General features: G+C 42.6%; 13 protein-coding genes. 8 read left to right on the forward strand and 5 right to left on the reverse strand.

What is annotated here, in order from left to right; all coding sequences use genetic code 11:
* The first annotated feature begins 47 nt into the window (after positions 1-47).
* The 5 genes from rpsF (at position 48) to ACP14V_RS06755 (ending at position 4918) form a co-directional block, all read left to right on the forward strand.
* Positions 48-386, forward strand: coding sequence for a 30S ribosomal protein S6 (rpsF, locus tag ACP14V_RS06735; RefSeq protein WP_136566208.1), 339 nt, complete (start codon positions 48-50; stop codon positions 384-386).
* Between the two features lie 4 nt (positions 387-390).
* Complete coding sequence (rpsR, locus tag ACP14V_RS06740) at positions 391-687, forward strand: 30S ribosomal protein S18 (protein WP_106145737.1); 297 nt, start codon at positions 391-393, stop codon at positions 685-687.
* 14 nt (positions 688-701) lie between these two features.
* Positions 702-1154: a 50S ribosomal protein L9 gene (gene rplI, locus ACP14V_RS06745; protein ID WP_272609878.1), complete on the forward strand. Its 453-nt coding sequence runs from the start codon at positions 702-704 to the stop codon at positions 1152-1154.
* A gap of 101 nt (positions 1155-1255) precedes the next feature.
* Positions 1256-4387, forward strand: a complete 3132-nt coding sequence (locus ACP14V_RS06750; RefSeq protein ID WP_272609879.1) for a TonB-dependent receptor — start codon at positions 1256-1258, stop codon at positions 4385-4387.
* A 60-nt stretch (positions 4388-4447) separates the two neighbouring features.
* Complete coding sequence (locus tag ACP14V_RS06755; protein WP_272609880.1) at positions 4448-4918, forward strand: DUF6495 family protein; 471 nt, start codon at positions 4448-4450, stop codon at positions 4916-4918.
* 344 nt (positions 4919-5262) lie between these two features.
* On the opposite strand, the gene ACP14V_RS06760 is transcribed toward ACP14V_RS06755, so the two are convergent.
* Entirely contained in the window at positions 5263-5901 is a 639-nt protein-coding gene (locus tag ACP14V_RS06760) for a hypothetical protein (protein ID WP_272609881.1), read from the reverse strand.
* Positions 5902-6173: 272 nt separating this feature from the next.
* On the opposite strand from ACP14V_RS06760, the gene hisS reads away from it, so the two are divergent.
* The gene (hisS, locus tag ACP14V_RS06765; RefSeq protein WP_272609882.1) at positions 6174-7553 is read left to right on the forward strand and encodes a histidine--tRNA ligase; all 1380 of its coding nucleotides are present in this window, start codon (positions 6174-6176) and stop codon (positions 7551-7553) included.
* Here hisS and ACP14V_RS06770 read toward each other — a convergent pair.
* Together ACP14V_RS06770 and ACP14V_RS06775 are read right to left on the reverse strand one after the other, a co-directional pair.
* A complete protein-coding gene (locus ACP14V_RS06770; protein WP_272609883.1) occupies positions 7550-8098 on the reverse strand; it encodes an NUDIX hydrolase in 549 nt (182 codons plus the stop codon). The genes hisS and ACP14V_RS06770 overlap by 4 nt on opposite strands.
* Before the next feature lie 309 nt (positions 8099-8407).
* Positions 8408-9496 (reverse strand): M42 family metallopeptidase, encoded by a 1089-nt coding sequence (locus ACP14V_RS06775; protein WP_136566213.1) that lies wholly within the window; start codon positions 9494-9496, stop codon positions 8408-8410.
* Positions 9497-9598: 102 nt separating this feature from the next.
* Here ACP14V_RS06775 and ACP14V_RS06780 point away from each other — a divergent pair, with 102 nt between their 5' ends.
* On the forward strand, positions 9599-10303 hold the full coding sequence (locus ACP14V_RS06780; protein ID WP_136566214.1) for a DUF4294 domain-containing protein: 705 nt from the start codon (positions 9599-9601) through the stop codon (positions 10301-10303).
* Here ACP14V_RS06780 and ACP14V_RS06785 read toward each other — a convergent pair.
* Positions 10300-10536, reverse strand: a complete 237-nt coding sequence (locus tag ACP14V_RS06785) for a DUF6095 family protein (protein WP_136566215.1) — start codon at positions 10534-10536, stop codon at positions 10300-10302. The genes ACP14V_RS06780 and ACP14V_RS06785 overlap by 4 nt on opposite strands.
* Before the next feature lie 56 nt (positions 10537-10592).
* Between ACP14V_RS06785 and ACP14V_RS06790 the strand changes: the two genes are divergently transcribed.
* Positions 10593-11912, forward strand: a complete 1320-nt coding sequence (locus ACP14V_RS06790) for a GntP family permease (protein ID WP_272609884.1) — start codon at positions 10593-10595, stop codon at positions 11910-11912.
* Between the two features lie 10 nt (positions 11913-11922).
* On the opposite strand, the gene ACP14V_RS06795 is transcribed toward ACP14V_RS06790, so the two are convergent.
* Positions 11923-12780, reverse strand: coding sequence for a DUF4249 family protein (locus ACP14V_RS06795; protein WP_272609885.1), 858 nt, complete (start codon positions 12778-12780; stop codon positions 11923-11925).
* Positions 12781-12782 lie beyond the last annotated feature (2 nt).

The following is a 12782-nucleotide window of genomic DNA, read 5'->3' on the forward strand; positions in this document are numbered from 1 at the left end:
ATGAAAGAAATATTGCTAATTTTGCGCTCCTTTAAAAAACATATAATATGAACCATTACGAAACTGTTTTCATTTTGAATCCCGTTCTGTCTGAAACGCAGATAGAGGAAACAGTCAAGAAATTTGAGGATTTCTTGATTAAGAATGGTGCCAAAATGGTCTCCAAGGAAGATTGGGGACTTAAAAAATTGGCCTATCCCATTCAGCACAAAAAAAGTGGATTTTACCACTTGTTTGAATTTACCGCTCCCGGTGAAGCCATCGGACCATATGAGTTGGAATTCAGGAGAGATGAGCGCGTTATGCGTTTCTTGACCGTTAAATTGGACAAGCATGCCATTGCTTGGGCCGAAAAAAGAAGAACCAAATTAAAAGCAAACGCATAGGGTTATGGCATCTATAGAACAACAGGCAAAAGCAAAGAAAGATGGGGAAATCAGATATTTGACCCCATTGAACATTGAGACCAACAAGCAGAAAAAGTACTGCAGGTTCAAGAAGTCAGGTATTAAGTACATTGATTACAAAGACCCAGATTTCTTGATGAAATTGGTAAACGAACAAGGAAAGCTTCTTCCCAGAAGACTTACGGGAACTTCCCTAAAGTACCAAAGAAAAGTGGCCCAGGCTGTTAAGCGTGCCCGTCACCTAGCGTTAATGCCGTACGTTGGCGATATGTTGAAATAAAAAAATACCGAAGAATGGAACTTATTCTAAAAGAAGATGTACAGGATTTGGGATTTAAGGATGATATCGTTACCGTAAAGAACGGTTACGGGAGAAATTTCCTTATCCCTCAAGGATTGGCCACTTTGGCCACACCGTCTGCCAAAAAGGTTTTGGCCGAAAATCTAAAGCAAAGGGCTCACAAAGAGAAAAAAATCATTGATGAAGCCAATACCATGGCCGAGGCCATAAAACAATTGGAAATCCGTATCCCTGCCAAAGCAGGTGCCGGTGACAAGTTGTTCGGTTCGGTAAGTAATATAGATTTGGCCGCCGCTTTGGAAAAAGCTGGTCACCAAATAGACAGAAAGTTTATCAATATTAAAGGAGGGGCCATCAAAAGAGTTGGACCTTACAATGCCATCATTAGACTTCACAGGGAAGTTGTTGTGGATTTTCCTTTTGAAGTGATAGCAGAAGCCAAGTAAGCGTTAAGCTTTGGTTAATAACTTGTAAAGAGCTATGCATGCATAGCTCTTTTTTTTGTCTATGTTTGTAGGTACTCAAAACTAAAACTAACGTATTCATTATGAAGAAACTTCAGTTATTGGGCATGCTGTTCTTACTCGTGTCCACATCCGTTTTTTCCCAAGTCACGACGTCGAACATCAGGGGAACAGTCTCCGATGATCAAGGCGCTCCATTGTTAGGCGCCAATGTAGTGGCGGTGCACACACCTACAGGCACACGCTATGGGGCCATTACCAATGAGGAAGGCCGATTTAACCTTCTCAACCTTAGGGTTGGTGGGCCATATGAGGTCACAATATCTTATGTGGGGTTTAAGACCGAAACCCAAAGTGATGTTTTCCTTTCGTTGGGAAAAACCTTCAATCTTAATTTGAATTTGGCTTCCGATAGTCAACAATTGGACGAAGTCGTTGTGATTTCGGATAGGGGAGGAACCTTTGGTAGCGACCGTACCGGTGCAGAAACCAGTGTAGGGCGAAGAGAATTGACCCGCTTGCCCACCATTTCCAGATCAACCAACGATTTTACCCGTTTGGAACCCACAGCAAGTGCCGGTTCATTTGGGGGCCGGAACGACCAGTTCAACAACTTCTCGCTGGATGGGGCCATCTTTAACAACCCTTTTGGTCTAGATGCTGCCCAGCCTGGCGGACAGACTGATGCGAATCCCATCTCTATCGATGCAATAGACCAAATCCAAGTCACTACGGCACCTTATGATGTTACCCAATCTGGATTTACAGGGGCATCGGTAAACGCAGTAACAAAAAGTGGAACCAACGAATTCTACGGGACAGTATATGGGTTTTACCGAAATGAAGACCTTACCGGTGGAAAAGTTAAGGGAGATGATGTTTTTAAGGCCGATTTAAGCCAGTCCCAATACGGATTGAGCATTGGTGGACCCATTATTAAGAACAAACTCTTTTTCTTCGTCAATTTTGAAAAAGATGATCGTACGGACCTTGGAAGTTCCGGATTTGTGCCTAACCGTAACTCAGGAAGCATAAATGAATCCAGAGTACTGGCCTCCGATTTTGAATTGGTTTCCAATATTTTGAGTCAAGTCTCTATTGGAAATGGAGAGTTTTATAACCCCGGACGGTATGAAGGCTTCAATTTTGATCAAGAATCCACCAAAGGGATTTTTAAGTTGGACTGGAACATCAACGAGAAAAACAGATTGGCAATCATCTATAACTTTTTGGATGCATCAAAAGAAAAACCGGCCCACCCAACAGCCCTTGGGTTTAGAGGACCAAACCTATCCACTTTGCAGTTTGAAAATGCAGGATATGAGATCAACAACAAGATACAGTCGGTTCAATTGGAATTAAATTCTACCCTGTCAGATGAAGCCATCAATAAACTTCAGGTTGGATATACTCATTTTGATGATTTCAGAAATCCAAAATCAACCCCGGCACCCACAATCACACTATTGGATGAAAATGGAAGTTCCAACTATATCATTGCAGGGCATGAACCATTTTCCATCAATAACAGATTGGACCAAAAAGTATTTCAATTGACGAACAACCTGAATTTTTTTAAAGGGGACCATACCTTTACCTTGGGATTTTCTTTTGAGAAGTTCGAATTTGACAATTCATTCAACTTAGGGGCTTATGGAGCACAAGGGGTATTCTTCCCCACTGGTTCCATAGCGGATTTTAGAGACCCCGCAAACGAAGCTGGTTTGGTGGCTTTTTACCAAGATGCATTCAATACGGCCATAGCGGCGAACAATTCTTTGGAAGCCAATGGCGAAGGAAACCTAAATGGCTGGGCCTTAGCGGAGACCAATGTGGGGCAATTGGCGTTTTATCTGCAGGACGAATGGAATGCTACGGAGAACTTCAAATTGACCTACGGTATTCGTTTTGACAGACCTTTATATTTTGATTCGGCCCAAAAAGCGCAAGATGTGATTGAGGTTGCCCCGGCCTATGTGCCGGAAATACCTTATGTAAATCCCAATAACGGAGAAACCGTTTTCTTTGATTCCACCGAATTGCCCACCGATAATTGGTTGATTTCACCTCGTTTGGGCTTCAACTGGGACGTACACAATAACAACACCCTTCAAATTCGTGGAGGAACCGGAATCTTTACGGGTCGTTTTCCATTTGTATGGTTGGGTAACCAAATTGCGAACCCCAACGTTTTCTTTTATCAAGTGGTGGACCCAAATTTTAAATGGCCGCAGGTATGGAGGACCAGTTTAGGTGCCGATTATAGGTTTGATAATGGATTGATTTTGACGGCAGACCTTTCCTATTCCAAAGATGTAAATGGCCCGCATGTGCAAAACTGGGGGTTGTTGCCTCCATCGGAAAACTTATCCGGTGTTGATAACCGACCCGTATACGGCGCAAATGATTTGATCAATAATGCCTATGTTTTTTCAAACTCGGACAAGGGAAGAATTTGGAATATAGTATTAAAGGCGCAAAAAACCTTTGAAAATGGGTTGTACGCCAGTCTGGCCTATAGCTACTTGAATTCTAAGGATGTAAACTCCATTGAAGCCGAAATCACAGGGGATGCCTTTGTGGCCAATGCCATTTCGGGTAATGCCAATGATGATGTGTTGTCCTATTCCAGATATGGGGACACACATAGATTTGTTGGGGTTATCTCCCAAGCCTTTAAAACAGGGACCACTATTTCCGCATTTTATGAGTATGCCCAAGGAGGACGTTTTAATTATATCTACGGAGGTGACATCAATAACGATGGATCAAGCATCAATGATTTATTGTATATCCCAACCTCATCTGAGGTGGGGCAAATGAACTTCAGTGGTGATGGACAAGCGGCAGCTTTTGAATCTTTCATTCAACAAGATGATTATTTGAGCGAACACCGCGGAGAGTATGCAGAACGATATGGAGCTTTGGCCCCATGGAGGGGAAGATGGGACTTAAAAGTGTTGCAGGACATTAAGTTTGCCAATAAAAATACCATTCAATTAAGTGTGGATGTGTTGAATGTGGGCAATTTGATCAGTTCGGATTGGGGAATCGTGGAAATTCCTGCCAATCAACAGGTATTGGGTGTAACAGTAGATGACAACAATGTACCTACCTATACCTTTGATCCCAATATGGTGGAAACATTTAGTTCGGACACCAGTTTGCTGTCCAGATGGCAAGCCCAATTTGGGGTACGATACATCTTTAACTAACCATTACAGAAATACTACGTAAAGGCTGCGCTATTGTGCAGCCTTTTTTATTTTTACAGTATGAAGTACAGAAGACTGACTAAGGAACAATTAGAAGAGTTACATCCTGAATTCATCAACTTTTTGGCAACTCAATCTATAACCGCAGAGGAATGGAGCGCCCTAAAGATGGAAAAACCCGAAGTGGCCGAAGAAGAAATCGATGTGTTCAGTGATTTGATATGGGAAGGAGTACTCAGCAAGGTGGAGTATCTGGAAAATATCTCTGAAAGGCACATGCATCTGTTCCATTTGACCGAAAAGGAAATGAAACTGCTATCCGTAAAGGTCATGAACCCAGAAATTGACCTGCGCACTAAAGTGGGCTTCGATTGGTTCAAACGGAATTTCCAATCCGATTTTGTGGAATACCTGACTGCTTCCAAAGCATATGGGGAGGACAAGAATATGGACAAGTTTGAACTCATCAAACAAGGTGCAGCCATTACCAAAGGGGAGCTCTACCAATGGTTTGAGCAGATCATGGAGTAAAAAGTTTAAATTTCAAGTTCAAGAGCAATCACCATTTGTCATTCCAAAGAAGCAGAGCGACTGAGGAATCTATACCAATGTCATTTTGGGATACTTCTCTCCGCTAAACACTTGTCGTTTCGTCAGGGCGAAACATGAGCGACGAGAAATCTCAAAATTAAACAGATTTCCCACACCTCCTTCGACTTTGCTCAGGACAGGGTTCGAAATGAGATTGAGGGGTATAACAATTGTCAGTTCGAGCGTAGTCGAGAACATATTTAGGACAAGAAATGTAATTAGGAAAGGCTGCTCGTTAGATTTTTGTGTCATTCCGAAGAAGCAAGGCAGCAAAATTTTTTAACCTAATCCATTTTGTAGTATTCCATGATTTCCTCAAGATTGTTAGGGTCCACACCATCAAGTTTTAATTTCTCTAACAAATCATTGCTTTCCAAATGGCTTTGTGTGTCCGAAATCTCAACCATGGTCACATGGAGTATGGCTCCGTATCCTTCTATGAATTGAGGCCAACCTCCATTGTTTCCATCACTAGTGCTAATGACTAGAGCTATCCACCCTGCCTCATATACGGGCTGAAAGTGGAGTGTGTAACCAATGTGGTATCCAGGCAGTGCATAATATCTCGTATTATTTGGATTATAAAACTCAAGATGGAATAGTAACGTGTTGTTTTCCATAACTTCCTCGGTTAATTCTGGAACTTCAAGTATGACAGCTGTCTGTCCAACAGGAGTGTCTGTAATGTCGAATTCCAATTTAGTCACATTGGCATTGCCATCCAGACCAGCTTCTCCGTCATTTCCAACACAATCTAAAATGTTGATTATGCCATCGTTATTGATGTCGCTTATTCCGGGTGCTTCCCAGCAATTTGCGCCGGCATCACCTTGCGGACCTTGTTCTCCGCCGTCACTAGAACAAGAAAGTATGAAAATGCCAATAGAAATGAGACAGCAGATAAGAATTTTTGGAAATTTCATAGTATCAATTTTAGAAGTTCTCCTCAAAAGAACCATATTTATCTACCATTGTAATGTGGTAATTGATGAATTGCGGTTATGAATTGATAGATACATGTTTTTGGTTGACCGCTTTCAATAGGATAAAAGCAAAAGACATTAGGAGAGCGCGAAGCATGAGCGACGAGAAATCTCAAAATCAAACAGATTTCTCACATTCGTTCGAAATGACCATCACTTCTACTTTGAACCTATGACAAACCCCGTATATTTGCACGAGAATTTTACACTACATGGCACAAAAACCATCCATACCCAAGGGAACCCGAGACTTTTCGCCGGCTGAAGTGGCCAAGCGCAACTATATCATCCAGACCATAAAAAGACATTTTGAAACCTATGGTTTCCAACCCATAGAGACTCCGTCTTTTGAAAATTCGGAAACCTTGATGGGCAAGTATGGGGATGAAGGGGATCGTTTGATTTTCAAAATATTGAACTCCGGGGATTTTATCTCAAAGGTGGATGATGTGACCTATAGTTCCAAAAATTCAGCTTCGCTCACGCCCAAAATCTCCGAAAAAGCCCTTCGGTATGATTTGACTGTTCCCTTTGCCCGTTATGTGGTGATGCACCAAAATGAGATTGATTTCCCCTTTAAAAGGTATCAAATACAACCTGTTTGGCGCGCAGATAGGCCCCAAAAAGGCCGTTTCCGTGAGTTTTATCAATGTGATGCCGATGTGGTGGGGGCCAACTCCCTTTTGCAGGAAGTGGAGTTTGTACAGCTCTACGATGCGGTTTTTACCGATTTAGGATTAAAGGGAACAACCATTAAAATCAACAATAGAAAAATTCTTTCCGGCATAGCTGAAGTGATAGGGGCCAAGCATTTGTTGGTGGATTTCACCGTGGCTTTGGACAAATTGGACAAAATAGGGGAAGGGAAAGTTAAGGAAGAAATGTTGGAAAAGGGTATTTCTGAAGGTGCTATTCAAAAAGCACAGCCCTTGTTTTCCATGGCTGGTAACGCTTCGGAACAATTGGAACAGCTACGTGGCCTTTTGGCCGATTCTGAAATTGGCATGGCCGGAGTAGGCGAGTTGGACGAAATTATTTCCACCGTTGAACATATTGGATTGCAATCGGCCCAATTGCGGTTGGATGTGACCTTGGCCCGTGGACTCAATTATTATACAGGGGCCATTTTTGAAGTGGCCGCGCCGAAAGGTGTCCAGATGGGTTCCATTGGCGGTGGTGGCCGTTACGATGACCTCACGGGTATTTTCGGATTGAAAGATGTGAGCGGAGTGGGTATTTCTTTTGGATTGGACCGTATTTATCTGGTAATGGAAGAATTGGATATCTTCCCCGACAGCTTGGATACTTCCTTGGACGTACTTTGCCTCAATTTTGGCGAAAAGGAAGGGTTGGAGGCCTTAAAATTGGTGGCCTCTATGCGAAAGGCAGGATTGCGTGCCGATTTGTACCCAACAGCGGCCAAGATGCAAAAACAGTTTAAATATGCCGATAAGCGGGGCGTACCTTATGTGGTTTTATTGGGTGAGGAGGAGCTTAAAGCGGGAGCTTTTGTGGTAAAGGAAATGAAATCGGGGCAACACAAAACCTATGCACTTGATACTGCCGCCGTTTTTGCAAAGGATATTAGCTAAATTCGATTTTTTAGCTCTTTAATGACCGTTTTGTAATATTCCGTTCCGTGGGGCACGTATTTTTCAACACGTGCCATGCCCCAAGTTTCTTCTGCAAATTGAAGTAGGGGGACCAATTTCAATGCTTCCACTTCACTTTCTTGTTTGGTCAGCTTGCTTAATGGTACTTTGAGTTCGCATAAAAAAATATGATGGAATTCCGCATCGATGAAATCCTCCGCAATTTTATGAATGGCTTTGACCTTACCGATGGGTTTTAAATCGGTATTGGAAATGGTCAATCCCACTTCCTCCTGCACTTCCCGTACTGCGGCCCATTCAATATCCTCTCCGGACGACACATGTCCTGCTACGGAAACATCCCAAAGTAGGGGATGGGTATCCTTGTGCTTGCCCCGTTGTTGGAGCAGTATCCGCCCGTCTTTGGTGTAGAGCCACACATGGATGGTTGGATGTAACAGGCCTTTTCGGTGTGCTTCGGATTTTAAACAGGACGCTCCTGTTGGGTTACCTTGCTCATCCAAAATGTCGACCCATTCATCCATAGTTTCTTAAAGATAAGAAAATGTCACATCGAGTGCAGTCGAGATAGTACATAATTTAGAAGTGAATTTAATAGAGTATGTAATTCCTGTGAAAGTAGGAATCTATTTATGTCGAGACCCTGAAACAAGTTTGAGGTGACGAATTGCATCAAAAAAAGCACAAAAACCGAAAAAGGTTGATGTGCTTTCAATTTTATTTCAAAAGGGTCATTTCGAAATGAGATACTTTGTATCGATTGAGAAATCTAAAGGTGAGATTTCTCACGCTCTACCCAATACCAATTGGGTTTCGGTTTGAAATGACTGTGTTTAATCAAAATAGCTAAATGTCTCGCCGTCCTTAATGGTTAACAAAGTTTCGTAGATCAAACGGATTACATTTTCCACATCGTCCTTGTGTACGGTCTCCACAGTGGTGTGCATGTAGCGCAAGGGCAACGAGATCAATGCAGAGGCCACACCGCCGTTGCTATAAGCAAAGGCATCGGTGTCCGTCCCCGTAAAGCGGGATGCCGCCAACCGTTGGAAGGGTATTTTTTTGGCTTCTGCCGTTTCCAGAATGCGTTCGCGCAGCTTATTTTGTACCGCAGGGGCATAGGAAACTACCGGTCCGGAACCTATGGAGGTTTCCCCTTCCTTCTTCTTATCGATCATAGGGGTGGTGGTATCATGGCAAACGTCGGTGACAATGGCCACATTAGGTTTAATGGTCTGGGTGATCATTTCGGCACCGCGTAACCCAATTTCTTCCTGAACCGAATTGGTGACATAGAGTCCAAAAGGAAGCTTCTTTTTGTTTTCATGGAGCAAACGGGCCACTTCAGCAATCATAAAACCGCCCATGCGGTTATCCAGGGCACGGCAGACAAATTTGTTTTTGTTAAGAATGTGAAATTCATCAGGGTAGGTAATGACACAGCCCACATGAACCCCCATTTTCTCCACTTCGGCCTTGTCTTTGGCTCCGATATCGATAAAGATGTTCTCAACCTTTGGGGATTCTTCCTTAGCCCTGTCACGGGTATGGATGGCAGGCCATCCAAATACACCTTTTACAATGCCTTTTTTGGTATGGATGTTCACCCATTTGGACGGCGCAATCTGGTGATCACTGCCCCCATTACGGATTACATAGAGCAGTCCATTGTCCGTGATATAGTTTACGTACCAAGAAATCTCATCGGAATGACCCTCAATGACTACTTTATATTTGGCCTTTGGGTTGATGACGGCCACGGCAGTCCCATAGGTGTCCGTGATGAATTCATCCACATAAGGTTTCAAGTATTCCATCCAAATTTTCTGTCCTTCCCATTCATAACCCGTGGGAGAGGCATTGTTCAGATATTTTTCAAGAAATTTAAGGGATTTAGCGTTGATGATCTTTGCTGCTGCCATGTGTTCAATTTAGTTCACAAACATACTAATATTCACTTTTATTTAATAACCAAATCTTACCTTTATCCTTAATTTTGGCAGGACTTTTGAGTAATGGACCGCATGTGGCGAACTAGTTTTTTAATTGTCTTTTTAACCTTCCACAGCCTTTGTTTTACGCAGGAGATGGAAGGGGATTCCTTGATGAATCCCATGGACTCCATTCAGGATTACTACGTTCGGTTTGAGGGTGATTCCATTCTCTATAGCTCCATAGCTTTGGACGAAGTATATCTCTTCGGAAAACTGGAGTTCGCCGACCGCAATGAAAAGCTACGGTACTATATTCTCAGACGAAAGACCTTAAAAGTGTATCCCTATGCCAAGTTGGCCGCAGAGCGATTGGTTGAATTGAACGATAGTCTGCAGCACATTAAAAAGCGACGACATCAGAAAAGATATACACGGAAGGTTCAAAAGTTTATTGAGGAAGAGTTTTCGGCCGAGTTGAAAAAATTGACTAGAACCGAAGGTCAGATTTTGGTGAAACTGATTTATCGGCAGACGGGTACTACTGCATTTGATTTGGTCAAGGAATTGCGAAGTGGGTGGAGAGCCTTTTGGTATAACACCACCGCAAGTATGTTCAATATTAGCTTGAAAGAAGAATTCCGACCAGAAAACGTGCACGAGGATTATTTAATTGAAGATATCCTTCAGCGGGCGTTTGCTTCAAACCGGTTGGATAGGCAAAAATCGGTTCTTGACTATGATTATGCGCAGCTCAGCAATAAATGGAAAAATGTTTCTCCGACTCCCAAAGACTAGTCTTTGGGTTTCTTTCCAAATAAAGCATCCATTACAATATTTACGGACCTAAACCCCATATAAATGGCCAGTGCGGCAAATAATATTCCCAAAATCAAAACGGGGATAAAAAACGGATGTCCTTCATTTTTGAACGCCTGATAGAGTAAAAAAGGGCCCATGAACATGGCTGCAACCGTGTAGCCAAATGATTTTATTCCCTTAACCAAAAGTTCCTTGTCTGTTCGCCTCATAGGACCAAAGTAGGAATATTAGCTTATATTTAATGGATGTCCTGTAAAAAATAAGTATGGAGTTATTGGTTTTGGCCTTGGTGGTACTCTTTATCATTGTGGCCACGGTAAAGTTTAAAATGCATCCCATTTTTTCATTGACCATTGCCGCGGTGGCCTCTGGCTTCTTTCTAGGGTTGTCTCCAGCTGAGATTATGAAAACTATTGGCGATGGTTTTGGCAAAACACTCTCAGGTATTGGATTGGTTATTGCATTTGGGACCGTCATTGGTATTTATCTGGAAAAAACCGGAAGTACCCAGGTTCTTGCCAGCAGTATTTTGAAGATAATCGGTCTAAAACGTTCTCCTTTGGCCATAAACTTGGCGGGATATGTGATTTCGATACCCGTATTTTGCGATTCAGGTTTTATAATTCTTTCATCCTTGAACAAGGCCATTAGTAAGAGAACTGGTATTCCCGTAATGGTCTTTGCCATATCCTTGGCCACGGGGCTGTATGCGGCCCATGTGTTTGTTCCACCAACCCCGGGGCCTTTGGCTGCAGCAGCTTTATTGGAAGCTGATTTGGGTTTGGTACTGCTCTTGGGCCTAGCGGTATCCATACCTGTTTCACTGGCTGGGTATTTTTGGGCCAAGCTCATTGGAAAATCCTTGAAGGGGGATGTAAAGGGAGATGACGTATCGGATAAAGAAGAAGCTCAGCTTCCTATAAAACCCATTCAGGCATTTATGCCGCTCTTGGCGCCCATAGTGCTTATAGCTATGAAATCCATTGTCAACTATCCCACCCATCCTCTGGGGGAAGGGGTTATTTTTCAACTGCTTGACTTTTTGGGAAATCCCATCATGGCCTTGTTGGTAGGGGTGTTCTTTGCCCTGTCCTTGGGAAGAAACGTACCCGCTAAGGAGAAGGAAGGTTGGGTTCCAGAAGCATTTAAACAAGCTGGGGCCATAGTTTTGATTACAGGCGCAGGAGGAGCTTTTGGAGCTATTCTACGTACCATGGACATTGCTTCCATGATCAATTTGGAGTCCAGTTCGGGTGTAGGTGGATTATTGATTGCCTTTTTGATTGCTGCAGTACTGAAAACCGCCCAAGGGTCGTCTACAGTGGCCATCATAACCACTTCGGTCATTATAGCGCCTTTGTTGGAGAGCTTTGGTTTGATTTCTGCCACGGATAAATCGTTGGCGGTATTGGCAGTTGGAGCAGGGGCCATGACCGTTTCCCATATTAATGACAGCTATTTTTGGGTGGTTTCCCAATTCTCGAATATTACCGTTAAAACCGCTTTGAGGGGACACACTTTAGGAACCCTGTTTCAAGGTGTCGTGGGTATTTTGATGGTTATTTTACTGTATTTTATGCTGTGATACACACAAGTCACTCAATAATGATGCTTTGTGAATACTCTTGAACCACAGCAAAATAACCCAAAGGGAATTCATTGGGAATTTTCAGGTTGTCAAAATAATCGATATTATCTAGCTCGGTCACATCAAAAATGTTTCCACGTACGGTTGCCGCTGGTGTTTCAAACACTCCAAAATTATCTTCCGTTTGTTCAATAAGAAGATTCATGTAATTATAAAAAGATTGATCTGCACCCAATATGCTAATAGAAAGTTCTTGGCCAGGCTCAAATTTTTGGTCGTAGAAGTAAGAAAATGTAAACTGCTGGCCTTGGATAAATTGATCATCCACAGTGTTGAAATTCCCAAAACCCATATCGAAAATGTAGTAATTTTTCCGGTCGGGATTATCTGTAAATGTAATGATCACTTCGGTTTCATCCTCATCAAAAAGTGTATTGTTCCCAATTACCAGGGAGTCTATAGGCACGGCAGGTATATAAGTGGTACTTGCGTAATAGCGCTTGTCTTCCCAAGTAATTTGTAATAATATTTCCTCTCCTTCAAGACTCTCAAAGCTTTCACGGGACCTAACACCTTCATAGATTCCAGAACCAGGATTGTTATAGTCAACCAAAGCAGCACCTGCTAGTGTAATCTGTTCTAAGTTGGTCACTGGGATTTCACCAAAAAAAGAATTAGTAAGGCTAACCTTTACGCGAAGGTTAACGAAGTTTGAATTTGGATTGACACGTATTAGAGCATTCACAATCAACCTAGGTTCTTCTTGGGGGACATTTACCTCGATTACGTCCTCACACCCTAAAAGGGAAAAGAATGCGATACCTGCCGAAAGGTTTTTAAACAGATAAGATTTCCAAAACTTCATAT

The organism is Flagellimonas alvinocaridis (genome assembly GCF_965248585.1).
Taxonomy (GTDB): Bacteria; Bacteroidota; Bacteroidia; order Flavobacteriales; family Flavobacteriaceae; genus Flagellimonas; species Flagellimonas alvinocaridis.

Excerpts from the sequence above, each read along its gene's own strand:
- rpsF (WP_136566208.1), top strand. The coding sequence starts at position 48 with ATGAACCATTACGAAACTGTTTTCATTTTGAATCCCGTTCTGTCTGAA.
- rpsR (WP_106145737.1), top strand. The coding sequence starts at position 391 with ATGGCATCTATAGAACAACAGGCAAAAGCAAAGAAAGATGGGGAAATC.
- rplI (WP_272609878.1), top strand. The coding sequence starts at position 702 with ATGGAACTTATTCTAAAAGAAGATGTACAGGATTTGGGATTTAAGGAT.
- ACP14V_RS06750 (WP_272609879.1), top strand. The coding sequence starts at position 1,256 with ATGAAGAAACTTCAGTTATTGGGCATGCTGTTCTTACTCGTGTCCACA.
- ACP14V_RS06755 (WP_272609880.1), top strand. The coding sequence starts at position 4,448 with ATGAAGTACAGAAGACTGACTAAGGAACAATTAGAAGAGTTACATCCT.
- ACP14V_RS06760 (WP_272609881.1), bottom strand. The coding sequence starts at position 5,901 with ATGAAATTTCCAAAAATTCTTATCTGCTGTCTCATTTCTATTGGCATT.
- hisS (WP_272609882.1), top strand. The coding sequence starts at position 6,174 with ATGGCACAAAAACCATCCATACCCAAGGGAACCCGAGACTTTTCGCCG.
- ACP14V_RS06770 (WP_272609883.1), bottom strand. The coding sequence starts at position 8,098 with ATGGATGAATGGGTCGACATTTTGGATGAGCAAGGTAACCCAACAGGA.
- ACP14V_RS06775 (WP_136566213.1), bottom strand. The coding sequence starts at position 9,496 with ATGGCAGCAGCAAAGATCATCAACGCTAAATCCCTTAAATTTCTTGAA.
- ACP14V_RS06780 (WP_136566214.1), top strand. The coding sequence starts at position 9,599 with ATGTGGCGAACTAGTTTTTTAATTGTCTTTTTAACCTTCCACAGCCTT.
- ACP14V_RS06785 (WP_136566215.1), bottom strand. The coding sequence starts at position 10,536 with ATGAGGCGAACAGACAAGGAACTTTTGGTTAAGGGAATAAAATCATTT.
- ACP14V_RS06790 (WP_272609884.1), top strand. The coding sequence starts at position 10,593 with ATGGAGTTATTGGTTTTGGCCTTGGTGGTACTCTTTATCATTGTGGCC.
- ACP14V_RS06795 (WP_272609885.1), bottom strand. The coding sequence starts at position 12,780 with ATGAAGTTTTGGAAATCTTATCTGTTTAAAAACCTTTCGGCAGGTATC.